General features: G+C 72.4%; 22 protein-coding genes. 16 read left to right on the forward strand and 6 right to left on the reverse strand.

Going from position 1 to position 22,776, the window contains the following annotated elements; translation table 11 throughout:
- Positions 1-7 precede the first annotated feature (7 nt).
- Both BZB76_RS33205 and kynU read left to right on the forward strand, forming a co-directional pair.
- A complete protein-coding gene (locus tag BZB76_RS33205) occupies positions 8-1,042 on the forward strand; it encodes an amidohydrolase family protein (protein ID WP_121438410.1) in 1,035 nt (344 codons plus the stop codon).
- Positions 1,039-2,295, forward strand: a complete 1,257-nt coding sequence (gene kynU, locus BZB76_RS33210; RefSeq protein WP_121438411.1) for a kynureninase — start codon at positions 1,039-1,041, stop codon at positions 2,293-2,295. The genes BZB76_RS33205 and kynU overlap by 4 nt, the downstream gene beginning before the upstream one ends.
- 11 nt (positions 2,296-2,306) lie before the next feature.
- Here the strand turns inward: kynU and BZB76_RS33215 are convergent, their stop codons facing one another.
- A complete protein-coding gene (locus BZB76_RS33215) occupies positions 2,307-3,482 on the reverse strand; it encodes an MFS transporter (RefSeq protein WP_121438412.1) in 1,176 nt (391 codons plus the stop codon).
- Between the two features lie 72 nt (positions 3,483-3,554).
- Between BZB76_RS33215 and BZB76_RS33220 the strand changes: the two genes are divergently transcribed.
- Complete coding sequence (locus BZB76_RS33220) at positions 3,555-4,574, forward strand: ROK family transcriptional regulator (RefSeq protein ID WP_211343329.1); 1,020 nt, start codon at positions 3,555-3,557, stop codon at positions 4,572-4,574.
- Here the strand turns inward: BZB76_RS33220 and BZB76_RS33225 are convergent.
- Both BZB76_RS33225 and BZB76_RS33230 read right to left on the reverse strand, forming a co-directional pair.
- Positions 4,571-5,245 carry a response regulator gene (locus BZB76_RS33225; RefSeq protein ID WP_121438476.1) on the reverse strand — a complete coding sequence of 225 codons (675 nt, stop codon included), beginning with the start codon at positions 5,243-5,245 and terminating at the stop codon, positions 4,571-4,573. The genes BZB76_RS33220 and BZB76_RS33225 overlap by 4 nt on opposite strands.
- Positions 5,246-5,271: 26 nt before the next feature.
- Entirely contained in the window at positions 5,272-6,525 is a 1,254-nt protein-coding gene (locus tag BZB76_RS33230; protein ID WP_121438414.1) for a sensor histidine kinase, read from the reverse strand.
- A gap of 155 nt (positions 6,526-6,680) precedes the next feature.
- On the opposite strand from BZB76_RS33230, the gene BZB76_RS33235 reads away from it, so the two are divergent.
- The 3 genes from BZB76_RS33235 to BZB76_RS33245 all read left to right on the forward strand — a co-directional run bounded on the left by BZB76_RS33235 (position 6,681) and on the right by BZB76_RS33245 (position 10,210).
- Positions 6,681-7,313 carry a class I SAM-dependent methyltransferase gene (locus BZB76_RS33235; RefSeq protein WP_121438415.1) on the forward strand — a complete coding sequence of 211 codons (633 nt, stop codon included), beginning with the start codon at positions 6,681-6,683 and terminating at the stop codon, positions 7,311-7,313.
- Positions 7,314-7,604: 291 nt separating this feature from the next.
- Positions 7,605-9,581 (forward strand): threonine--tRNA ligase, encoded by a 1,977-nt coding sequence (gene thrS, locus BZB76_RS33240; protein ID WP_246007371.1) that lies wholly within the window; start codon positions 7,605-7,607, stop codon positions 9,579-9,581.
- Between the two features lie 29 nt (positions 9,582-9,610).
- Positions 9,611-10,210 (forward strand): hypothetical protein, encoded by a 600-nt coding sequence (locus BZB76_RS33245; protein WP_121438417.1) that lies wholly within the window; start codon positions 9,611-9,613, stop codon positions 10,208-10,210.
- Here the strand turns inward: BZB76_RS33245 and BZB76_RS33250 are convergent.
- Positions 10,189-10,728, reverse strand: coding sequence for an Asp23/Gls24 family envelope stress response protein (locus BZB76_RS33250; RefSeq protein ID WP_121438418.1), 540 nt, complete (start codon positions 10,726-10,728; stop codon positions 10,189-10,191). The two genes, BZB76_RS33245 and BZB76_RS33250, sit on opposite strands and share 22 nt — an antisense overlap.
- 189 nt (positions 10,729-10,917) lie before the next feature.
- Here BZB76_RS33250 and BZB76_RS33255 point away from each other — a divergent pair, with 189 nt between their 5' ends.
- Entirely contained in the window at positions 10,918-11,487 is a 570-nt protein-coding gene (locus BZB76_RS33255; RefSeq protein WP_246007372.1) for an HIT family protein, read from the forward strand.
- A gap of 27 nt (positions 11,488-11,514) precedes the next feature.
- Here the strand turns inward: BZB76_RS33255 and BZB76_RS33260 are convergent, their stop codons facing one another.
- Both BZB76_RS33260 and BZB76_RS33265 read right to left on the reverse strand, forming a co-directional pair.
- A complete protein-coding gene (locus BZB76_RS33260) occupies positions 11,515-12,342 on the reverse strand; it encodes a polysaccharide deacetylase family protein (RefSeq protein ID WP_121438419.1) in 828 nt (275 codons plus the stop codon).
- 125 nt (positions 12,343-12,467) lie between these two features.
- Entirely contained in the window at positions 12,468-14,633 is a 2,166-nt protein-coding gene (locus tag BZB76_RS33265) for an elongation factor G-like protein EF-G2 (RefSeq protein ID WP_121438420.1), read from the reverse strand.
- Positions 14,634-14,971: 338 nt separating this feature from the next.
- Here BZB76_RS33265 and pgsA point away from each other — a divergent pair, with 338 nt between their 5' ends.
- The 9 genes from pgsA (at position 14,972) to BZB76_RS33310 (ending at position 22,752) form a co-directional block, all read left to right on the forward strand.
- Positions 14,972-15,607: a phosphatidylinositol phosphate synthase gene (pgsA, locus tag BZB76_RS33270; RefSeq protein ID WP_121438421.1), complete on the forward strand. Its 636-nt coding sequence runs from the start codon at positions 14,972-14,974 to the stop codon at positions 15,605-15,607.
- Positions 15,604-16,533: a phosphatidylinositol mannoside acyltransferase gene (locus tag BZB76_RS33275; protein WP_121438422.1), complete on the forward strand. Its 930-nt coding sequence runs from the start codon at positions 15,604-15,606 to the stop codon at positions 16,531-16,533. Before pgsA ends, BZB76_RS33275 begins: the two co-directional genes overlap by 4 nt.
- Positions 16,534-16,558: 25 nt before the next feature.
- Entirely contained in the window at positions 16,559-17,746 is a 1,188-nt protein-coding gene (locus tag BZB76_RS33280) for a glycosyltransferase family 4 protein (RefSeq protein ID WP_121438478.1), read from the forward strand.
- Between the two features lie 13 nt (positions 17,747-17,759).
- Positions 17,760-18,299, forward strand: coding sequence for a LemA family protein (locus tag BZB76_RS33285; protein WP_121438423.1), 540 nt, complete (start codon positions 17,760-17,762; stop codon positions 18,297-18,299).
- Positions 18,300-18,389: 90 nt separating this feature from the next.
- Positions 18,390-19,451, forward strand: a complete 1,062-nt coding sequence (locus BZB76_RS33290) for a DUF3048 domain-containing protein (RefSeq protein ID WP_121438424.1) — start codon at positions 18,390-18,392, stop codon at positions 19,449-19,451.
- A 125-nt stretch (positions 19,452-19,576) separates the two neighbouring features.
- Positions 19,577-20,512 (forward strand): pyridoxal 5'-phosphate synthase lyase subunit PdxS, encoded by a 936-nt coding sequence (gene pdxS, locus BZB76_RS33295; RefSeq protein WP_121438425.1) that lies wholly within the window; start codon positions 19,577-19,579, stop codon positions 20,510-20,512.
- 145 nt (positions 20,513-20,657) lie between these two features.
- Positions 20,658-21,272 (forward strand): DUF6928 family protein, encoded by a 615-nt coding sequence (locus BZB76_RS33300; protein WP_121438426.1) that lies wholly within the window; start codon positions 20,658-20,660, stop codon positions 21,270-21,272.
- Positions 21,273-21,377: 105 nt separating this feature from the next.
- Complete coding sequence (gene pdxT, locus BZB76_RS33305; protein ID WP_121438427.1) at positions 21,378-21,995, forward strand: pyridoxal 5'-phosphate synthase glutaminase subunit PdxT; 618 nt, start codon at positions 21,378-21,380, stop codon at positions 21,993-21,995.
- A 4-nt stretch (positions 21,996-21,999) separates the two neighbouring features.
- The gene (locus BZB76_RS33310; protein ID WP_121438428.1) at positions 22,000-22,752 is read left to right on the forward strand and encodes a YebC/PmpR family DNA-binding transcriptional regulator; all 753 of its coding nucleotides are present in this window, start codon (positions 22,000-22,002) and stop codon (positions 22,750-22,752) included.
- Positions 22,753-22,776 lie beyond the last annotated feature (24 nt).

A 22,776-nucleotide genomic window follows, 5' to 3' on the forward strand; every position in this document is an offset into this window, starting at 1 on the left:
GGGCCCCGTGACGGTCATCGACGTTCACACGCACGTCTTCCCGCGCATCGGCAGGCACGAGGCCGGACTCCTCGGCGACGCGGGCCGGCCGTGGCTCCGCGTCGACGGCGACGGCACCGGCATGATGATGAGCGGTGACGACGAGTACCGGCCGGTCGGGGAGGCGCTCTGGGACCCGGCCCGCCGCCTCGCCGACATGGACGCGACGGGTGTGGACGTCCAGGCCGTCTCGTCCACCCCCCTCATGTTCGGGTACTCCGCCGAGCCGGAACGCGCCGCCGACTGGTGCGAGCTGGTGAACGAACGGATCCTCGCCTTCTGCGCCGACGCGCCCGACCGGCTCCTGCCGCTGTGCCAGGTGCCGCTCCAGGACCCGGCGCTCGCCTGCGACGTCGCGACCCGCGCGGCGGCGGCCGGGCATCGCGGCGTGCACATCGGCAACCACGTCGGCGACCGCAACCTCGACGACGACGGGATCACCGGGTTCCTCGCGCACTGCGCCCGCCTCGGGCTGCCGGTGCTGGCGCATCCGTGGGACATGTTCGGCGCCGACCGGATGCGCGGCCACATGCTGCCGTGGCTGTGCGGGATGCCCGCCGAGACGCAGCTCAGCATCCTCGGGCTGATGCTGTCCGGGGCGTTCGAACGGATCCCGCCGTCGCTGCGGCTGTGCTTCTGCCACGGCGGCGGCAGCTTCGCGTTCCTGCTCGGCCGGGCCGACAACGCCTGGCATCGACGCGACATCGTCCGCGCCGGTTCGCCGCGCCCGCCGTCGGAGTACGTCGACCGCTTCTTCGTGGACTCCGCCGTGTTCGACCCGCGCGCCCTGCGCCTGCTCGTCGACGTGATGGGCGCGGACCGCGTGATGCTCGGCACCGACTACCCGTTCCCCCTCGGCGAGCGGGATCCGGGCGCCACGATCCGGGCGTGCCCCGGCCTGGACGACGCCGAACGCGCCCTCCTGCTCGGCGGAAACGCGCGGGAGTTCTTCGCCGCCGCGCCCGCCGAGGAACTCCTCGCCACCGAAGGAAGCGCCCAGTGAACCTCGAACGGGAGGCGCGGCGGCTCGACGAGACCGACCCGTTGCCCACGCTGCGCGACGAGTTCCTCGTCCCGCCCGCCCCCGGTGGCGCCCACGACCAGACGGCGTACTTCGCGGGGAACTCCCTCGGCCTCCAACCGAGGACCGTCGCCGAACGCCTCCGCGAGGAACTGGACGACTGGGCGACCCTCGCCGTCGAGGCCCACACGCGCGGCCGCCGCCCCTGGGTGGACTACCACGAGCGGCTCCGCGAGCCCACCGCCCGCCTGGTCGGCGCGCGCCCGCACGAGGTCGTCGCGATGAACTCGTTGACCGTCAACCTGCACCTGATGATGGCGAGTTTCTACCGGCCCGCCGGAACGCGCACCCGCATCGTCATCGAGGACTCGGCGTTCCCGTCGGACTCGTACGCGGTCGCCAGCCAGGCCGTCCACCACGGTCTCGACCCGGCCCGGACCGTCGTGCGCCTCACCCCCCGCCCAGGCGAGGACGTCCCGCGCACCGAGGACGTCATCGCCCACCTCGAACGCCTCGGCGACACGGTGGCGCTCGTCCTGCTCGGCGGCGTCAACTACCTGACCGGCCAGCTCATGGACATTCCGGCGATCACCAAGGCGGGCCGCGCCGCCGGGGCCGTCGTCGGCTGGGACCTCGCGCACGCCGCCGGGAACGTCCCGCTGCGCCTGCACGACTGGGACGTGGACTTCGCGGCCTGGTGCACGTACAAGTACCTCAACTCCGGGCCCGGCGCCGTCGCGGCGTGTTTCGTCCACGAGCGGCACGTCCGGGACGCGTCCGTGCCGAAGCTGTCGGGCTGGTGGGGCACCGACCCGTCCGTGCGGTTCCGGATGGACCCGGACATCGCGCCGCCCGCGTCCGCCGACGCCTGGCAGCTGTCCAACCCGCCGATCATGGCGCTGGCGCCCGTCCTGGCCTCGCTGGAGATCTTCGACCGGGTCGGCATGGACGCGCTGCGCGCCAAGAGCGAGCGCCTCACCGGATATCTGGCGTCCCGACTCGCCCCCGTCGAGGGCCTCGCCGTCATCACGCCGCCCGACCCGGCGGCCCGGGGCGCCCAACTGTCGCTGCGGGTGGACGACGCGGGCGCCCTCGTCCGGCGGCTCGCCGAGAAGCACGGCGTGGTCGCCGACGCCCGCGAGCCCGATGTCGTCCGCCTCGCGCCCGCCCCCCTGTACTGCACGTTCCACGACTGCCACCGTGCCGCCGAAGCCCTCCGCGACCTCCTCCCCTGAGCCGCGTGCGCCTAGGGGAGCGGCGTCTTCGCGGGCTCGGACGCCGGCGCCGTCGCCGTGGTGGCGCGGGGACGGAGGGCGCCCGCTGAGAGGGTCATCACCGCGACCACGCAGATGATCATGCCGAAGGCGGCCGGGTAGGAGAGGGCTCCGGCCGTCCAGCCGGTGATGCCGGGGGCGGTCAAGGTGGACAGATAGGTGATCGTCGCGACGCCCGCGACGCCCTCGCCGGGCGTCGCGCCGGTGTCGGCGGCGGCCGCGAAGACCAGCGGCACGACCGTCGCGACCCCGATGCCGAGCAGCGCGAATCCCACGATGGCGGGCCACGGCGACCGGGACGCCACCACCAGCACGCCGCCGAGGACGGCGACCGAGCCCCCGCCCCGGACGACCGTCGCCGCGCCGACCCGCCGCACGAGGTGGTCGCCGAGGAGCCGCGTGCCCGCCATGCACGACATGAAGATCGTGAAGGCGGCGGCCGCGAGACCGGGGCCCGCGTCCGTCACCTCGGTGAGGTACACGGCGGCCCAGTCGGCGCTCGCGCCCTCGGCGAAGGTGCCGCAGAACCCGACGACGCCGATGCCGAGGACGGCCCGCGTCGGCAGCGCGAACCGGCGCGGCGCGGGGACGCCCTCGGACGGCCGGTCCGCGAGAAGTCCGCGTCCGGCCAGGGCGCCCACGGCGAGCAGGACGGCGGCGACGGCCCCGAGGTGGAGGCGGGCGTCCACGCGGGCGTGCGCGGCGAGGATGCCGACGCCGCCCGCCGCCAGGCTGCCGAGGCACCACATGCCGTGCAACCCGGAGATGATCGGGCGCTTCAGATGCCGCTCCACCGCGACTCCGTGGCCGTTCATCACGACGTCGCACATGCCGGAGGTCGCGCCGTACATCAGCATCACCGCGAACAGCCAGACGGGCGCCGGGGCGAGCGCGGGCAGCGCGAGGACCGCGCACCACGCGGTCAGCAGGATGCGCACGGCGCGCCGCTCGCCGATCCGGTGCGCCGCGCGGCTCGCGGTCGGCATGGCGGTGAACGCGCCGATGGACGGGCACAGCAGGGCGATGCCGAGGACGGTGGGAGAGAGGTCGAGCCGGTCCTGGATCCAGGGGATGCGGGTGGCGAGGGTTCCGGCCACGGCCCCGTGGACCGCGAACACGATGCCGATGGCGCGGTGCTGAGGATGCATGGTCCAGAAATTAACAGGTAGGGTTCCTGATGAAAAGAGAAATACGCAGGCTCCCTGACTAATATGGGCGTCGTGAAGACCGCCGACCCGACGATGGCCCGCGCGATCAACGACCGGCTCGCGCTCGACCTGCTGCTGGAACGCGGCCCGCTGACCGCGCCGCAGCTGCGCGCGCTGACCGGGCTGTCCCGCCCGACCGTGTCCGACCTGATCGAGCGGCTGCGCGACGCCGGGCTGATCGAGGTGGCGGGGGAGAGCGGCGCCGACCGGCGGGGCCCGAACGCGCGCCTCTACGGGCTCGTCGCGGACCGCGCGCACGTCGCGGGGGTGAACCTGCGCCGGGACGTGGTCCACGTGAGCGTCGCCGACATCACCGGGAACGAACTCGGCGCGGTGTCGCGCCGGCTGCCGGACGACCCCGATCTGGTGGCGCTCATCGACCGGGCCATCGCCGAGGCGGGCGGCGGACGCGCCCCGCACACGGTCGTCCTCGGCACCCCCGGTCTGATCCATCCGCGCACCGGACTCGTCAACGACAGTGGCGTCCATGGCTGGCGCCCCGACCTCGGTCCGGCGCTGCGGCAGCGGCTCGACGGCCAGGTGATCGTGGAGAACGAGGTCAACCTGTCGGCGATCGCCGAGCATCGCGAGGGCGTGGCGGTGGGACGCGACGACTTCGCCCTGCTGTGGATCGACGACGGCGTCGGCGCGGCGATCGTCCTGGACGGCCGGTTGCGGCGCGGCGCGTCCGGCGGCGCGGGCGAGGTCGCGCTGCTCAGGTTCGGCGGCGAGGACTTCTGCTGCCTGATGGAGGCCGAGATCGCCCGGGACCTCGGCCCCGAGGCGCTCGCCGACAGGATCGTCCAGAGCGTGTTCGTGCTCGTCGCCGTCCTGGACCCCGGGCTGGTCGTGCTCGGCGGCGGGATCGGTCGCCGCGGCGGCGACCACCTCGCCGGGCTGGTCGCCGAACGGCTCGCCGCCATGTCGCCCGCCGCCACCGAGATCCGGCCCAGCGCGGTCGAGGGCGACACCATCCTGCGGGGCGCGGTGCTGACCGCCCTCGACCTCGCCCGCGACGACGTGTTCGGCTAGCCGACCAGGCCGTTCTCGTAGGCGTAGACGACCGCCTGCGTGCGGTCGCGCAACGCCAGCTTGGTCAGCACATGCCCGACGTGCGTCTTCACGGTCTGCTCGGCCAGCACCAGCTCGGCGGCGATCTCGGCGTTGGACAGCCCGCGGGCGATCAGCCGCAGCACGTCCAGCTCCCGTGGCGTGAGCGCGGCGGTCGCCTTCGGGCTCGGCCGCTGGTGGCGCCGCCGCCTCGCGAAGTCGCCGATCAGGCGGCGGGTGATGGACGGGGCGAGCAGCGCGTCCCCGCCCGCGACGATCCGCACGCCGTTCACCAGGTCCGCGGCGGAGGCGTCCTTCAGCAGGAACCCGCTGGCGCCGGAGCCGAGCGCCTCGTAGACGTACTCGTCCAGGTCGAACGTCGTGAGGACGAGGACCTTCGGCCGCGCCCCCGCCGGATTTCCGTCCGGGTCCGGCGGGCCGACCAGCTCGGCGGTGGCGGCGAGGCCGTCCATCTCCGGCATCCGGATGTCCATCACGACCACGTCGGGGTCGAGACGGCGGGCCATCTCCACCGCCTCGCGGCCGTCGCCCGCCTGCCCGATCACCTCGATTCCGGGATCGGAGGACAGCAGCGCCGCGAGCCCGTCGCGGATCATCACCTGGTCGTCGGCGATCAGCACCCGAATCGTCACGGCGCCCACACTACGGGCCCCGAAGATCAGTTCGCGTCTCCATAGGGCAGTTCCGCCACGACCGACCAGCCCTTGTCGTCGCGCGGGCCGGCGTCCAGGCGACCGTCCAGCATCGTGACCCGCTCGCGCATCCCGACCAGGCCGTGCCCGCCGCCCTGCGACTCCTCCGGGGTGCTGCGCGGCCCGTCATCGGTCACCGACACCGTCAACGCCTCCCCGCCGTACTTGATCTCGACGTGGACCCGCGCGCCCGGCGCGTACCGGGACGCGTTGCTCAGCGACTCCTGGACGATCCGGTACGCAGACAGGTCGACGCCCGTGTCCAGCGGCCGCGGCATCCCGACCACGACGGTCGCGACCGACAGCCCCGAGCGGCGGGCCGCGGCGACCAGGTCGTCCAGCCGTTCCAGACCGGGCTGCGGGGCCCGTTCGGCGCCCTCGTCGTCCGCCCGCAACAATCCCACGACGCGACGCGTCTCGGTGAGCGCCTCGCGCGCCGCGTCCCGCACCACCCCGAACGTCTGCTTCGCCGCGTCCGGCATGTCGGGGATCTTGTAGGGGGCGGCCTCCGCCTGCATCGCGATCACCGACATGTGGTGCGCCACCACGTCGTGCAGCTCCCGGGCGATGCGGGCGCGCTCCTCCAGCACCGCCTGCCGGGCCAGGTCCTGCCGATGCTGCTCCTCGCGCCTGCGCAGCTCCTCCACCGCCGAGTGCCGGCCGCCGACCGCGTCGCCGAACGCCAGCGCGGTCATCGTGACCCCGGCGAGGATCGTGCCGAACCAGCCCGGCATCCCGAACAGCACCGCGGGCGTCAGCACCCCGCAGATCGTGACGGCACCGACGCCGACGCTGGTCTGCCGGTCCGCGCCGACCCCGGTGAAGAACAGGATGACGACCAGGGCGAGGATCGCGGTGACGGGCCACGGCATGAAACCCGTTCCATGCCGGACGAAGACGGTCAGCAGCAGCCCGACCGCCGCGACCCGCCACGCGGCCAGCGGCCAGCGCGCCGCGAAGATCAGCGGCCCCGCCTGCAACAGGCCGAGCGGCCAGGCGATCCCCGGCCGCACGTGGTAGTCCACGATGGCGATGGCGATGGACCCCCCGGTGAAGCCGATCGTCAGCGCGAGCAGGACCACCAGGATCGGGACGCGCAGCGCGAGCCGCCCCGGCAGCAACAGGACGGTCGGGTCGTCCCGGCCGGGGACGACGGCCGAGCGGACACCCGCGATCAGCTGGGAGCGGGCCCCGGAGGGGGTGTGGTCTGCCTCGTTCATCGTGGTCGAGCCTAGAACGAACGGTCCAGGAACGGCTTGCCCCGGCGGAGGGAGATTCGACCCGCCTCCCTGGTATCAGCGCGGGTGGCGAACGCGGAGCCGATCCCGTCGTGCATGATCTTGCGGTGATCGGCGGGGCGACGGAGACTGCGGGAATGAGCGACCTGAGCCATCCGATCTTCGCCCGGCTCTACCCGCGTCTGGACGCCGGGTGCGCCAAGGCGGGCGGCGACGCCAACCGCGCCGAGCTGCTCGCCGGGGCGTCCGGCCGCGTCCTGGAGGTGGGCGCCGGATACGGCGCCAACTTCGCGCACTACCCGCCGGAGGTCACCGAGGTCGTCGCCGTCGAACCGGAGCCGCGGCTGCGCGCCAGGGCCGCCCGCGCCGCCGCCCGGGCCCCCGTCCCCGTCACCGTCCGGCCGGGCCGCGCCGAGCACCTCGACGCGGACGACGCCTCCTTCGACGTGGCGGTGGCGTCCCTCGTGTTGTGCTCGGTGCGCGACCCCGTCCGCGCGCTGGCCGAGTTTCGGCGCGTCCTGAAACCCGGCGGCGAGCTGCGCTACTACGAACATGTCCGGGCCCGGACACCGGGGAAGGTGCGCTTCCAGCGCTACGCCGACGTGGTGTGGCCGTTCCTCGTCGCGGGCTGTCACGTGTCCCGCCCGACGGACGAGTGGATCGCCGGCTCGGGTTTCACCGTCCGGGAGGAGCGCCGGTTCGAGTTCCCCGCCTCCGGCCGCGCCAACCCCGCCTCGCCGCACGTCATCGGCGTCGCCGTCCGCGAATGAAAAAGCGACGCCCCATCGGCTAGAATCGGACCCATGCCGCACATGTTCGAGACGACGACGCCGGGTCACTCCCGGCGCGACGGCGGCATGTCCTGACATTGCACGCAGTGGGGCCCCGGGAGCGATCCCGGGGCCCCAGTGCTGTCCGGGCCGCCTTCCGGGACCGCCCCGTGCCCTCCACGACGAGAGGAACGGCACATGGAAGCGGATGCGTTCAGCGCGCACCCCGAGTCGATAGCATCGGAACCCGCCGATCCATCGCCACCCGGCCCTTCACCACGAGGAGTATCCGTGTCCGAGCTGCGCATCACCCTCGACGGGAGCGAGCGGGCGGTGCCGGCGGGCACCACCGCGGGCCAGGCGCTGGACGCCGACGGCCGCGCCGTCATCGCCGCCCGGGTCAACGGCGAGCTGCGCGACCTGGCGTCCGAGCTGCGCGACGGCGATGTCGTCGAGCCCGTCGAGATCGGCTCCGCCGACGGCCGGGCGATCATGCGGCACTCCGCCGCGCACGTCATGGCGCAGGCCGTCCAGGAACTGTTCCCCGAGGCGAAGCTCGGCATCGGTCCGCCCGTGGAGAACGGCTTCTACTACGACTTCGACGTCCCCGAGCCGTTCACCCCCGAGGACCTCAAGCGCGTCGAGAAGCGGATGCGCGAGATCGTCAAGCAGGGGCAGCGGTTCTCCCGCCGCGCCGTCTCCGACGACGAGGCCCGCGCCGAACTCGCCGCCGAGCCGTACAAGCTGGAGCTCATCGGGCTCAAGGGGTCCGGCTCCGCCGAGGACGCGGCCGAGGGCGCGAGCGTCGAGGTCGGCGGGGGCGAGCTGACCATCTACGACAACCTCGACGCCAAGTCCGGCGACCTGCGCTGGAAGGACCTGTGCCGTGGGCCGCACCTGCCGTCCACCCGGGTCATCCCCGCGTTCAAGCTGATGCGGTCCGGCGGCGCCTACTGGCGCGGCAGCGAGAAGAACCCGCAGCTCCAGCGGATCTACGGCACCGCGTGGGAGTCCAGGGAGAAGCAGGACGAGTACCTGCGGTTCCTGGAGGAGGCCGAGAAGCGCGACCACCGCAGGCTCGGCGCCGAACTCGACCTGTTCTCCTTCCCGCCCGAGATCGGCAGCGGGCTCGCCGTCTTCCACCCGAAGGGCGGCGTCGTCCGCCGCGTCATGGAGGACTACTCCCGCAGGCGGCACGAGGAGAGCGGCTACGAGTTCGTCAACACCCCGCACATCACCAAGGGCGACCTGTTCGACACCTCCGGGCACCTCGGCTGGTACAAGGACGACATGTTCCCGCCCATGGAGGTCGACGGCGGCGACTACTACCTCAAGCCGATGAACTGCCCGATGCACAACCTGATCTTCAGGGCGCGCGGGCGGTCGTACCGCGAACTGCCGCTGCGGCTGTTCGAGTTCGGCTCGGTGTACCGGTTCGAGAAGTCCGGTGTCGTGCACGGCCTCACCCGCGTCCGCGGCATGACCCAGGACGACGCGCACATCTACTGCGCGCAGGAGCAGATGGTCGACGAGATCAAGGACCTGCTCACCTTCGTCCTCGACCTGCTGCGCGACTACGGGCTGAACGAGTTCTACCTGGAGCTGTCGACCCGCGACGAGTCGGCGAAGTTCATCGGCTCCGCCGAGGACTGGGCGGCCGCCACCGCCGCGCTGGAGGAGGCCGCCGCGGACTCCGGGCTCGAACTCGTCGCCGACCCCGGCGGCGCGGCGTTCTACGGACCGAAGATCTCCGTGCAGGCCAAGGACGCCATCGGCCGGACCTGGCAGCTGTCCACCATCCAGGTCGACTTCAACCAGCCCAAGCGGTTCGGGCTGGAGTACCAGGCGGCGGACGGTACCCGTAAACAGCCCGTCATGATCCACCGGGCGCTGTTCGGCTCGATCGAACGGTTCTTCGGCGTGCTGCTGGAGCACTACGCGGGCGCGATGCCGCCGTGGCTGGCGCCGGTGCAGGCCGTCGGCATCCCGATCGGCGACGCCCATGTCCCGCACCTGCGCGGGGTCGCCGCGGCGCTGCGCGAGCGCGGTGTCCGCGTCGAGGTGGACGCCTCCGCCGACCGGATGCAGAAGAAGATCCGCAACGCGCAGAAGCAGAAGATCCCGTACATGCTGCTGGCGGGCGACGACGATGTGGCCAAGGACGCCGTGTCGTTCCGGTACCGCAACGGCGAGCAGAAGAACGGCGTCCCGATCGCCGAGGCGGTCGACGAGATCGTCAAGGCCGTCGAGGCCCGCGTCCAGATCTGACGGAACGACCTGTTCGAAGGACGGCGGACATGAGGTCCAGCGGGCCGGTGCCGGGCGCCCGGCCCGGCTGGGCCCGGTCCGCCTGGTTCCGGGCCGCGGGCTACGGCGGCGCGGCGCTGCTCGCGGTGGCCGCCGTGGTCGTCCTGCTCATGCCACTGATGGACGGCGGGAAGCGCGGTACCACGACCGGAGCCTCGACCCCGGCGGTCCCGTCCGGTGGTCGGTCAGTCGTACCCGGCGGCACCGTCCCCGTGACCCCGACCGGTTCCGCGCCGAGCCGGGATCGTGGCGGGGAGCCGTACCCGGGCGGGCGCGCCGGCGGGCCGCCGCTCCCCGACCAGGGCCGTTCGGCCGCCCTCGCCCCGTGCCCGCGGGGGTCGGCGTACTACCGCGCCGTCCCCGGCGGCGTGGACGTCGTCGTCGGCGTCTCCGCCGGCGGCGCGATCCGCGCCGAACTGTTCCTGCGCGGCGGGGGGACGCCGGAGTCGCGGCAGGCCACCGTCCGGGGCCGTGGATCGCACACGTTCCATTTCCGGGGTGCCGCGCCCCGGCTCGTCCAGCGCGTCAAGGTCACGGCGATCTCCGTCGGGGTCGCGATGCGGACGTGCTACGCCCGCGCCGTGGCCTGATCGCCCGGCACGCGCACATCCTCGACGGACACGTTGACGGCCGTGACCCGCGTGCCCAGCATCAGCCCGGTCACCCGCGCCACGTTCCCCATCACCACCCTGGCCACGTCCTTGACGACGCTGCCGTACTCGACGGCGATGGCGAGATCGAGGGTGACCTCGTCCGCGTCCTCGTCGAGGTCGACGCGCACCCCGGCCGCCGGGCGCCGCGCGTCCGGGCCCGGTCCGGGGCTCGGGGCGCCGGGACGCGGCACCAGGGCGGCGACCCCGGCGACCTCCAGCGCGGCCAGCGCGGCGATCTTCCCGATGACCCCGTTCTCGATCGTGACGCGCCCGTCCACCGGGGTCGTGATGTCCTCGGACGAGCCGTGCAACGTCATCGGCAGCGCGTTCGCCCCCGAGCCGGTGGTGGACGTCACCGCGGCGGACGGGGCGGGCAGCGGCGCTCCGGGGAAGAACGGCCCGCCCTCCGGCCTCGGTCCGCCGTCGCCGGTGAAGCCCCTGTCAAGCCCGGTCATGATCGCTCCCCACGGTTCGGTCGGGTGACCATCGTGACGGAGGGACCCTCGGAACGTCACGCGAAGTCGGATACGCGGGCGCGTCCCGGGCCCGCCCGGACGGGCGTGCGACGGGCATCCCGCCTACTGCCCCACCGCCGGTTCTCTCTATGCTGCTGGTCAGGCAGTGAACAAAAGGAGACCGCCGCCTTGAGCGCAGAGAACGAGCGGACGCCCCGCTCCGAGGAGGAGACGGGCGGCGCCGGTGCGCCCGACAACTTCCAGCGGCTGTGGACCCCGCACCGGATGGCCTACATCAAGGGGGAGAACAAGCCGACGGGGGCGGGAGCGGACGACGGTTGCCCGTTCTGCGACATCCCGAAGATGCCCGACGAGGAGGGCCTCGTCGTCGCGCGCGGCGAGTCGGTGTACACGGTGCTGAACCTCTACCCCTACAACTCCGGGCATCTGATGGTCGTCCCGTACCGGCACGTGGCCGACTACGCCGACCTGGACGAGGCGGAGTACACGGAACTGGCCGTGTTCACCCAGCGGTCTCTCGCGGCGCTGCGCAAGGCCAGCGGCGCGCAGGGCTTCAACGTCGGCATGAACCTCGGTCTCGTCGCGGGCGCGGGGATCGCGGCGCACCTGCACCAGCATGTCGTTCCCCGCTGGGGCGGCGACACCAACTTCATGCCGGTCGTCGGGCACACCAAGGTCCTGCCGCAGCTCCTGCGGGACACCCGCCGGCTGCTCGCCGAGGCCTGGCCCGATTCCTGAGCGGGCCCGTCGACCGACGGTCGGCGGTCAGGTTCCGCGTGCCCGGACGGCCGCGGGCGGCGGGCCCGCCGCCGTCATCAGTTCGGAGACCGTCACGAACTCGAACCCCTTGGCGCGCAGGCCCCGGATCATCGGGACCAGGTTCCGCAACGCGACCAGCCGGTCCTCGTTGCCGGTGTCGTGGGCGAGGACGATCGAGCCGGGCCGGGTGTTGTTGACGATGTAGTCGACGAGCTGCGGCGGATCGTGCTGGTACGTCTTCTCCAGCATCTTGATCGACCAGATGGTGAGGTCGTAGCCGAACTGTCCGGCGGCGCTGAGGGTCGCGCCGCCCAGCCGGCCGAACGGCGGCCGCAGATGCCGGGGCTCCTTGCCGGTGATCGTCGCGATGGCGTTGTGCGCCCGGCGGACCTGCCGGCAGACGTCCTCGTGGGAGAGCACGGCCAGGTCCACATGCGTCCAGGTGTGGTTGCCCGCCTCGTGACGGTCCATCCGCCCGTGCACCAGCCGCGCGTTGCGAACGACCCGCTCGCCCACCATGAAGAACGTCGCCTTGACGCGTTCGGCGTCGAGGATGTCGTGGACCATCGGCGTCCACTTCGGCATGGGGCCGTCGTCGAACGTCAAGGCCACCAGCTTCTGCGCGGTGTCGACGGACCAGGTGACGTCCACATGGCCGTGGGAGGGGCTCCAGGGCCGGGCGTCCGGTACGGCCATCGCCGGTGCCTCGCCGTCCTCCCGCGGTGCCGCGGCGCCGATCCCGCCCCCGAGCGCGAGGCCGCTCGCGGCGATCCCCAGGCCTTTGATGAGCTTGCGGCGCGTCGGCCCGGACGCCGCGTCCCCCGTTTTTCTCATGGCGAAACGAGGTTCCCACGGTCAGACCCGGCGCGGCCTCCGCCTCAGGGCCGAATCATGATCAGTCCGGGGGATGAGCTCCGGTACGGGTTCTCCCCGTACCGGAGCAGTTCCCAGGGTGGACGTCAGCCCTCCTTGGACTCGGCGGCGACCTTGTCGGCCAGGTGCGAGGGGAGCGGTTCGTAGCGCAGGAACGCCCGGCTGAACGTGCCGGTGCCCTGCGACATCGACCGCAGGTCGATCGCGTACCGGACGATCTCCAGCTGGGGCACCTCCGCCTTGATCATGGTGCGGCCGCCGGGCACCGCCTGGGAGCCGAGGACCCGGCCGCGCCGCGACGACAGGTCGGACATGATCGGGCCGACGTACTCGTCGGCGACGAGCACGTCCACCTCGTCGACGGGTTCGAGGAGCAGGACCGGCACCTGGCTCGCCGCGTCCTTGAGCGCGAGCGCCCCGGCGGCCTGGAACGCCATGTCGGACGAGTCGACCGAGTGCGCCTTCCCGTCGTGCAGGGTGACCTTGATGTCGACGAGCGGGTATCCGGCGGAGACGCCGCGGGCCATCTGCTGCCGGACGCCCTTCTCGACCGACGGGATGAACTGCCGGGGGATCACCCCGCCGACGATCTTGTCGACGAACTCGAAGCCCTCACCGGACGGCAGCGGCTCGACGTCGATGTGGCAGATGCCGTACTGGCCGTGCCCGCCGCTCTGCTTGACGTGCCGTCCGAGGCCCTTGGCGGATCCGCCGAACGTCTCCCGCAGCGGCACGCGCAGCTCGACCCGTTCGACCTCGACGCCGTACCGGGACCGCAGCCGGTCGATCAGCACGTCGGCGTGCGCCTCGCCCATGCACCACAGCACCAGCTGCCGCGTCTCGGAGTTGTTCTCCAGCCGCAGCGTGGGGTCCTCGGCGACGAGCCGGCCGAGGGCCTGGCTGAGCTTGTCCTCGTCCGCCTTGGACCTGGCCCGGATCGCCACCGGCAGCAGCGGGTCGGGCATCGACCAGGGCGCCATGATCATCGCGGCGCCGGGATCGGACAGCGTGTCGCCCGACTCGGCGCGGGTGAGCTTCGCGACGGCGCAGATGTCGCCCGCGCCGCAGGACGAGATGGTGCGCTGCGTCTTGCCGAGCGGCGAGGTGAGCGCGCCGACCCGCTCGTCGACGTCGTGGTCCTCGTGGCCGCGGTCCGCCATGCCGTGCCCGGAGACGTGCACGGTCATGTCGGGGCGAAGCGTCCCGGAGAACACCCGCACCAGCGAGATCCGCCCGACGTACGGGTCGGACGTCGTCTTGATCACCTCGGCGATCAGCGGTCCGTCCGGGTCACAGGCGACCTCCCGCGGCGGGCCGCCCTTCACCGGGTTCACGGAGGGAATGCCGTGTTCGAGCGGGGACGGGAACGCCTGGGTGATGACCTCCAGCAGCTCCTGCATGCCGACGACCGGGCCGGGATGGTCGCCGTGGGGGACGGAGGTGGCGAGGACGGGGTAGAAGCTGCCGCGCGCCACCGCGGTCTCCAGGTCCTCGATGAGCGCCTTGACGTCGATGTCCTCACCGGACAGGTACCTGTCCATGAGGGACTCGTCCTCGCTCTCCTGGATGATCCCCTCGATCAGCGTGGCGCGCTGCTCCGCGATCTGGTCCAGGTACCGGGGGTCGGGGTCGCATTCGGTGCGCTGCCCGTTGGAGTAGTCGAGGCAGCGCTGCGTCAGCAGCCCGATGAGCCCCTTCAGACCGTCCCCGCCGCTCACCGGGAAGTACAGCGGCGCGACGCCCTCCCCGAAGACGTCCTGGCAGGACATCACCACGTCGTCGAAGTCGCCGCGCTGCTGGTCGACCTTGGTGATGACGACCGCGCGGGGCATCCCGACCGCGGCGCACTCCTCCCACAGCATCCGGCTGAGACCGTCGATGCCGTCCACCGCGGAGATCACGAAGAGTGCCGCGTCGGCGGCGCGGAGCCCGGCCCGCAGGTCGCCGACGAAGTCGGCGTAGCCGGGTGTGTCGATGAGGTTGACCTTGATGTCGCCGAGGCTGAAGGGCGCGAGCGTGAGGTTCACCGAGCGCTGCTGGCGTACCTCGACCTCGTCGTAGTCGCTGACCGTGGTGCCGTCCTCGACCTTTCCCGCCCGTTGCAGCGTGCCCGTGGCGGCCAGCAGCGCCTCCACGAGCGTCGTCTTTCCGGCCCCTGAATGGCCGACCAGCGCGACGTTGCGCACCTTGTCACACCCGCCGGCCTCCGGTGCCCTGCCGGGGGCTCCCGAGTGGCCTCCCTTGTCCGCCATGCCTACCTCCTCGGACGGGTCTTCGCGCGTCATCTCCCGCGTGCAGGCCCGCGTACGGTTGGGGCCCGGCCCCCGCGCGGGGTCAGGCCCTGACGTCCGAGTGCGGCGTCCGACCTCGTCCTAACGGGTGACCGACGTCACACCCGTACCACCACCTTTTCCCGTGGCGCGCGGGACCACAAGGGGCGAAGGGCAAACAACCGTGATCTGTCCGTGCCGCGAGACCGCAAACCCGGCCGCGAACCGGACCGCAACTCCGGCCGCGGGTTCGGTCGCGCCACCGGAACCCCCCGGTCGGACTACGATTGGGCGCCCCGAGAACACGAGAACGGACGGCGATGCTCAACAAGATCAGGCCCGGGTTGGAACGCGTCCTCAAACCCGTCGGAAACGCGGTCGCGCGGACCGGGCTCTCGCCCAACGCCATCACCGTCGTCGGCACGCTCGGTGTCGCCGGGGGCGCGCTCGTGCTGTTCTCGCGCGGTGAGTTCTTCTGGGGCACGATGGTCATCACCGCGTTCGTGCTGTTCGACATGCTCGACGGCGCCGTCGCCCGTGTCACCGGCAAGATCTCCAAGTTCGGAGCGTTCCTGGACTCCACGATGGACCGGGTCGCCGACGCCGCGATCTTCTCCGGGCTGATGATCGGCCTGTACCGGGACGGGCAGGAGCCCCTCGCCGGGGTCGCGCTGTACTGCATGGTCGCCGGGGTCGTGGTGTCGTACGCCAAGGCCCGCGCCGAGGGGCTCGGATACACCTGCAACGTGGGCATCGCCGAGCGCGCGGAACGGCTCATCGTCGCCCTGGTCGCCGCCGGGCTCGACGGGCTCGGCGTCCCCTACGTCCTGGCGGTCGCACTGTGGGTGCTCGCGGGGTTGAGCACGGTCACGATCGGGCAGCGGTTCGCCACCGTCTACGTGCAGGACAGGGACGCCGCCCGGCCGAGGGACCCCGCGCCGGAGCCGCGCCCATGAACGCGACCCGTCCGCGGTCGCGTGCCGCGGACCTGCGGGACGAGGTGATGGACGCCGCGTTCACGGTCGGCTGGACGGTCGTCCGGAAGACGCCCGAGCGCGCGGCCCGGCTCGCGTTCACCGCCCTCGCCGACCACACCTGGCACCGGCACGGCGCGGGCGTGCGGCAGTTGGAGAAGAACCTGTGCCGCGTCGTCGGCAAGGACACCGTCGACGACGAGGTCCGGGTGCTCAGCAAACGTGTGCTGCGCTCCTACTTCCGCTACTGGCTGGAGGTCTTCCGGCTGCCCGAGTACGACCGGGCGCGGATCCTCGGCAGGATGCGGGTCACCGGCGAGAAGAAGATCTTCACCAATCTCGACTCGGGACGCGGCGTCATCCTCGCGCTGCCGCACATGGGCAACTACGAGCACGCCGGCGCGTGGCTCGTGCACCGCGGGTACCCGTTCACCACGGTCGCGGAACGGCTCAGGCCCGAGTCGCTGTTCGAACGGTTCGTCGAGTTCCGGGAGGGGCTCGGGATGGAGGTCCTCGCGCACCGGGGCGCGTCGGCGTACGGGCGCATGGCCCAGCGGCTCCGCGCCGGCAGGCCGGTGTGCCTCGTCGTCGACCGCGACCTGACCGAGAGCGGGATCGACGTGGAGTTCTTCGGCGCCACCGCCCGGATGCCCGCCGTTTCGGCGGCGCTCGCGATCCAGACCGGTGCCGCCCTCATCCCCGTGACACTCTGGTACGAGGGCGAGTACTGGGCGGCGCGGGTCCACGAGGAGATCCCCGTGCCGGAGGAGGGCCGCAGGCAGGAGAAGATCCAGGCCATGACGCAGGAACTCGCGCGGGTCTTCGAGCAGGGCATCGCCGCCCACCCCGAGGACTGGCACATGCTGCAGAAGGTCTGGGTGGACGACCTGGCGGATGGCGGCCGGTGAGAGTCGGCTCATGAAGATCGGCCGCATGAAGATCGGAATCGTCTGCCCGTACACGTGGAATGTGCCGGGCGGCGTCCAGCAGCACATCGGCGACCTCGCCGAGGCGCTGATCGCGCACGGCCACGACGTGTCGGTCATCACCCCCGCCGACGACGACGTGCCGCTGCCGCCGTACGTGGTGTCGGCGGGCCGCGCCGTGCCCGTGCCCTACAACGGCTCGGTGGCCCGGCTGGCTTTCGGGTTCCGGTCGGCGGGCCGCGTCCGGCGCTGGATCCGCGAGGGCGGCTTCGACGTCCTGCACGTCCACGAGCCCGCCGCGCCGTCGCTGGGCCTGCTCGCCTGCTGGGCCGCGGACGGCCCGATCGTCGGCACCTTCCACGCGTCCTATGTGCGGTCGCGGGCGCTGTCGGTCATGTCGCCGGTCCTCAGCAGCGCGCTGGAGAAGATCACCGGGCGGATCGCCGTGTCCGAGGCCGCCCGCACGAGCCTCGTCGAGCACCTCGGCGGCGACGCCGTGCTGATCCCCAACGGCGTCGCGACCGATCGGTACGCGATGGCCGAACCGCTGCCCGGCTGGCCCGGACGCGCCTCGGCGGCGGACCCGGCGGACCCGTCCCTTCCCCTCGGTGACGGCGGCGCCCTCGGCTTCCTCGGCCGGATGGACGAGCCGCGCAAGGGCCTGGACGTGCTGCTGCGCGCGTTCGAGATCCTCGGGCGGCGCCGGCCCGGCCTGCGGCTGCTGATCGCCGGGCCGGGCGACGCCGACGACGTGACGGCCCGCGTCGCCCCGCAGTTGCGGGACCGGGTCGTCGTCCTCGGCCTCGTCAGCGAGGAGGACAAGGTCCGCGCCTACCATTCGGTGGACGTGTTCGTCGCGCCGAACCTCGGCGGCGAGAGCTTCGGCATCGTCCTCGCCGAGGCGATGTCGGCGGGCGCCCCCATCCTGGCCAGCGACATCGAGGCGTTCGAACGGGTGCTGCGCGGCGGGCGGGCCGGGGCGCTGTTCCCGGCGGGCGACCACGAGGCCCTCGCGGCGGCGGCCGGGGAGCTGCTCGACGACCCGGCGCGCCGCAAGCAACTGTCGGCGGAGGCCCGCGCGGCCGTCCGCGCCTACGACTGGTCGGCGGTGGCCCGCGACGTGCTGAGGGTGTACGAGACGGTCACGCTCGGCGGCGCCGGCGCGGGCGTCGTCGAGTCGGGACCCGGCGCGTAGGGGGTGCGGCACGATGTACGACTGGATCATCGACGTCCTGTTCTGGGTCGCCGTCGTGTTCCTGGTGGCCGTGTACGTGTCGTGGCGCGCGACCCGGCTCGACCGGCTGCACGTCCGTGTCGAGACGGCGCGGGCGGCGCTGGACGCGGCCCTGGTCAGGCGGGCCGCCGCCGCGCTGGAACTGGCCGCCTCACGGCTCCTGGACCCGGCCGCGAGCCTGGTGCTGGCCACCGCCGCGCACGAGGCCCGCACCGCCGACGCCGACAACCGGGAGTTCGCCGAGAGCGACCTGTCGCGGGCGCTGCGCGCCGTCGTCGACCAGCCCGAGTTCGTCGGCACGCTCACCGCCGGCGGCACCGGGGAGGGCGCGGCGATGCTGGACGAACTGTCCTCGTCCGCGGCGAAGGTCGCCTACGCCCGCCGCTTCTACAACGACGCCGTCGCCCAGGCGAGGATCGCCCGCCGCAAACCCCTCATCCGGATCCTGCCGCTCGCGGGCCGCGCCCCCCTTCCCGACTTCTTCGAGATCGACGACGACCCGCCCGGGATCTGATCCGGGGCGGGCCGGGCCGTGCCGTGACCGGCGAGTGCGTTCGGTCGCGTTCGCTACCCTCTGGCAGACCGGTCAAGGGAGGGGCGAAACGTGCGATCCGTTAGGGCCGAAAGCGGCGGCCGGGGAACCGTCGTCCGGCGGAGGGCGGGTGCGTGGCTCGGCGTTCTCGTCCTCGGCGCAGCCGCGCTGCCCGCCTGCTCGGACTCCGGCGGCCCCGCCACGGCGCCCCCGCCGAGCGATCCCGGCGGGCCGGTGGGGTCCGCGACGCCCGCGCCCACGCCCGCGACGCACCCGTTCACCGGCGGGACGAAGGGTGTCACCAACCCCGTTCTCGCCGTCAAGATCGAGAACACGAGTCCCGCGCTGCCGCAGAGCGGGGTGGCCGCCGCCGACATCGTGTACGTCGAGCAGGTCGAGGGCGGCGAGACCCGGCTGATGACGGTGTACTCGTCACGGCTGCCCGAACGCGTCGGGCCCGTCCGCAGCGCCCGGATCTCCGACCTGCACATCCTGCCGCAGTTCGGGCGCCCCGCCTTCGCCTTCTCCGGTGTCCAGAGCAAGATGAAGAAGCACGTCCGCGCCGCGCCGGTGTACGACGTCTCCCACGAGAAGACGGGCGCCGCCTACTTCAGGTCCAGCGCCAAGCCGATGCCGTACAACCTCTACGCCGCCCCGAGGGCCCTGCTGAGGCACGCGCCCAAGGCGGAAGGGCCGCGCGACATCGGGTTCCGCTTCGGCGCCGCGCCCGCGGGCGGCAGGCCACTCAAGTCCTTCACCGCCAGATGGCCGTCCGCGCGGATGGGTTTCACCTGGTCGGCCAAGCACCGGCGCTGGCTCGCCAGTTGGGGCGGGCGCCCCGACCGCGCCGCCGAGGGCGGGATTCTGGGCGGCCGGACGATCGTCGTCCAGTACGCCAGGACGACCCGGTCGAAGTTCCACGACTTCCTCGGCAGCTACACCCCGCTGATCCACACCACCGGAACCGGACGGGCCCTCGTCCTGCGCGACGGTAAGGCGTACAAGACCACGTGGTCGCGTCCGTCCGAGGAGCAGGGCACCACGTTCACCACCGCGACCGGCGAACCGATGACCTTCGCGCCGGGACAGGTCTGGGTGGTCCTCGTCAACGACGGCAAGCCCTACATCCCCTAGGCCCTCCACCCAGGCCCTACAACTCGTAAGGCCGGGGGCCCGGGTCGTTGACACTGTGCCGGGTCGAACGCTCGTACGAGCAGGGAATACCATGGAAGGCGACTTATCGCCCGTTCTCGTGAGGTATGCCCGTGTCCACTTCCACTTCCGCCCCCGACACCACCGCACCGGAGACGGCGCCGGAGACGGGGACCGCCCGCGTCAAGCGCGGAATGGCGGAGATGCTCAAGGGCGGCGTGATCATGGACGTCGTCACCCCCGAACAGGCGAAGATCGCCGAAGACGCGGGCGCGGTCGCCGTCATGGCCCTGGAGCGGGTGCCCGCCGACATCCGCGCCGAGGGCGGCATCTCCCGGATGAGCGACCCCGACATGATCGACGGGATCATCAACGCGGTGTCCATCCCGGTCATGGCCAAGGCCCGTATCGGCCACTTCGTCGAGGCGCAGGTGCTCCAGGCGCTCGGCGTCGACTACATCGACGAGTCCGAGGTGCTCACCCCCGCCGACTACGAGCACCACATCGACAAGTGGGCGTTCACCGTCCCGTTCGTCTGCGGCGCCACCAGCCTCGGCGAGGCGCTGCGCCGCATCACCGAGGGCGCGGCGATGATCCGCTCCAAGGGTGAGGCCGGCACCGGCGACGTCTCCAACGCCACCACCCACATGCGGCGGATCCGCCAGGAGATCCGGCGGCTCCAGTCCCTGCCCGAGGACGAGCTGTACGTCGCCGCCAAGGAACTCCAGGCGCCCTACGAGCTGGTCAGGGAGGTCGCCGAGGCCGGGAAGCTGCCCGTCGTGCTGTTCACCGCGGGCGGCATCGCCACCCCCGCCGACGCGGCCATGATGATGCAGCTCGGCGCCGAGGGCGTCTTCGTCGGCTCCGGGATCTTCAAGTCCGGCAACCCGGCGCAGCGCGCCGAGGCCATCGTGAAGGCCACCACCTTCCACGACGACCCCGGTGTGATCGCCAAGGTGTCCCGTGGTCTCGGCGAGGCCATGGTCGGCATCAACGCCGCCTCCCTCGGCGAGGACCAGAAGTTCGCCGGACGGGGCTGGTAGCAGATCGGGCACCCCCCTCTCCACAGCACGCCCTGACAGGGTTTACGCTGGCGGCGCGGCCGGTGACCGGGGCCTTGTCGGGGGGCTGGGGGCGTTCCCCGGAACGAGGCGTCCGGGGCGGCGCCCGGCCGCGGGAGGGGAGAGCATGGCTTGGTCGGTCGCGCTGGCGTGCGCGAGGGTGGGCGAGGCCACCGAGGTGTTCCGTCCGGGTCTGGTACCCGACCCGGACGAGGCGGCCGTGATCGCCCGCCGCCTCTACCCGGCGGACACCCTCAGCGAGACCGGCGACACCGTCCTGGACTTCGCGCTCTGGCCCTACGAGGACGAGCTGTTCGTCGGCGCGTTCGAGCGGGCGCTGCTGCTGTGCGACCGGCGGCTGTTCTACCTCGACGACGACGCCCGCCGGATCGCCGACACCGCCGCCGCCGCGCTGCCCGGCTCCCACTGCGGCGTGCTCGTCCTGCACACGGTCATCCGCGGCTGCTGGTTCCGCTGGTACGAGTCGGGCGAACTGCTCCGCGACGTGTTCGTCACGGCCGAGGACGGCGTCGTCGTCGACCAGGGGGAACGGCTTCCCGCCGAACGGCCGTTCTGGCGGCCGATCGACGAGGGCGTCCCGGACGTCCCGCTGCCGTTCGACCAGGAGGAGTTCGGGCTCGCGCTCGCCGAGGCCCACATGTTCGGCCGTGGCATCGCCGAGCGGGGCGAGGACGGGTTCCTGCCCCTGGAACTGCCGCTACGGCGCTTCAAGCACGTTTGACGCGGCGGTCGGCGCCGCCGACACGGGAAGACGCACCGATTGGGAGGACGTTGTACGGAACGTCTAGGGTTGGATGATCCCCACGCGCCTCCCGGAAGGTTCTCCGTGACAGCTGTGCCGACGATCGGTGTCCTCGCTCTCCAGGGCGATGTGCGCGAGCACGCGCACGCGCTGGAGTCGGCCGGCGCGCGCGTGGTGCGCGTGCGCCGTCCCGACGAACTGGAACGGGTCGACGGGCTCGTCCTGCCCGGCGGGGAGTCCACCACCATGTGGCGGCTGGCACGCGCGTTCGACCTGCTGGAACCGCTGCGCAAGCGGATCGAGGCCGGGCTGCCCGCCTACGGCTCCTGCGCCGGCATGATCATGCTGGCGGACCGGATCCGGGACGGCGTCGCGGGCCAGGAGACGGTCGGGGGCATCGACATGACCGTGCGCCGCAACGCGTTCGGCCGGCAGGTCGACTCGTTCGAGGCCGACGTCCCGCTGGCCGGTATGGGCGACACGCCGTACCACGCGGTTTTCATCCGCGCCCCGTGGGTGGAGTCCGTCGGGGACGCCGTCGAGGTGCTCGGACGGGCCGAGGGCGGTCCGAACGCCGGTAGGATCGTCGCCGTCCGCCAAGGGCGCCTGATGGCGACCGCGTTCCATCCGGAGTTGACAGGCGATTTCCGCGTGCACCACTACTTCGCCGATCTGGTGCGCCGGACGACAGAGAGGGAATGACAGCATGTCCGGCCATTCCAAATGGGCGACGACCAAGCACAAGAAGGCGGCACTCGACGCCAAGCGCGGCAAGCTCTTCGCCAAGCTGATCAAGAACATCGAGGTCGCGGCCCGCACCGGTGGCGGAGACCCCGACGCCAACCCGACCCTCTACGACGCCATCTACAAGGCGAAGAAGAACTCCGTCCCCAACGACAACATCGAGCGCGCGCGCAAGCGCGGCGCCGGTGAGGAGGCCGGGGGCGCCGACTGGCAGACCATCACCTACGAGGGGTACGCGCCCGGCGGGGTCGCCGTCCTCATCGAGTGCCTGACCGACAACCGCAACCGGGCCGCCTCGGAGGTCCGCGTCGCCCTCACCCGCAACGGCGGTTCCCTCGCCGACCCGGGCTCGGTGTCCTACATGTTCAACCGCAAGGGCGTCGTGATCGTGCCCAAGTCGGGCACCACCGAGGACGAGGTCATGATGGCCGTCCTGGACGCCGGGGCCGAGGAGGTCAACGACCTCGACGGGGAGAACTTCGAGGTCGTCAGCGAGGCCGGCGACCTGGTCGCGGTCCGCTCCGCCCTGGTCGACGCCGGGATCGACTACGAGTCGGCCGAGAGCAAGTTCCTGCCGAGCGTCACCGTCCCCCTCGACGAGGACAACGCCAAGAAGGTCTTCCGGCTCCTCGACGCCCTGGAGGACTCCGACGACGTCCAGGACGTCTACGCCAACTTCGACGTGAGCGACGAGGTCCTCGCCACCCTCGACTGACCCCGCGGTCCGTCCGGCGACACG

Source organism: Actinomadura pelletieri DSM 43383, from assembly GCF_003634705.1.
GTDB lineage: Bacteria > Actinomycetota > Actinomycetes > Streptosporangiales > Streptosporangiaceae > Spirillospora > Spirillospora pelletieri.

Coding starts and splice junctions, on each gene's coding strand:
- BZB76_RS33235 (WP_121438415.1), top strand. CDS start 6,681: ATGAGCGACCTGAGCCATCCGATCTTCGCCCGGCTCTACCCGCGTCTG.
- BZB76_RS33230 (WP_121438414.1), bottom strand. CDS start 6,525: ATGAACGAGGCAGACCACACCCCCTCCGGGGCCCGCTCCCAGCTGATC.
- BZB76_RS33285 (WP_121438423.1), top strand. CDS start 17,760: ATGTACGACTGGATCATCGACGTCCTGTTCTGGGTCGCCGTCGTGTTC.
- BZB76_RS33260 (WP_121438419.1), bottom strand. CDS start 12,342: ATGAGAAAAACGGGGGACGCGGCGTCCGGGCCGACGCGCCGCAAGCTC.
- BZB76_RS33265 (WP_121438420.1), bottom strand. CDS start 14,633: ATGGCGGACAAGGGAGGCCACTCGGGAGCCCCCGGCAGGGCACCGGAG.
- BZB76_RS33245 (WP_121438417.1), top strand. CDS start 9,611: ATGAGGTCCAGCGGGCCGGTGCCGGGCGCCCGGCCCGGCTGGGCCCGG.
- BZB76_RS33300 (WP_121438426.1), top strand. CDS start 20,658: ATGGCTTGGTCGGTCGCGCTGGCGTGCGCGAGGGTGGGCGAGGCCACC.
- pgsA (WP_121438421.1), top strand. CDS start 14,972: ATGCTCAACAAGATCAGGCCCGGGTTGGAACGCGTCCTCAAACCCGTC.
- BZB76_RS33275 (WP_121438422.1), top strand. CDS start 15,604: ATGAACGCGACCCGTCCGCGGTCGCGTGCCGCGGACCTGCGGGACGAG.
- pdxS (WP_121438425.1), top strand. CDS start 19,577: ATGCCCGTGTCCACTTCCACTTCCGCCCCCGACACCACCGCACCGGAG.
- BZB76_RS33250 (WP_121438418.1), bottom strand. CDS start 10,728: ATGACCGGGCTTGACAGGGGCTTCACCGGCGACGGCGGACCGAGGCCG.
- BZB76_RS33215 (WP_121438412.1), bottom strand. CDS start 3,482: ATGCATCCTCAGCACCGCGCCATCGGCATCGTGTTCGCGGTCCACGGG.
- BZB76_RS33310 (WP_121438428.1), top strand. CDS start 22,000: ATGTCCGGCCATTCCAAATGGGCGACGACCAAGCACAAGAAGGCGGCA.
- BZB76_RS33280 (WP_121438478.1), top strand. CDS start 16,559: ATGAAGATCGGAATCGTCTGCCCGTACACGTGGAATGTGCCGGGCGGC.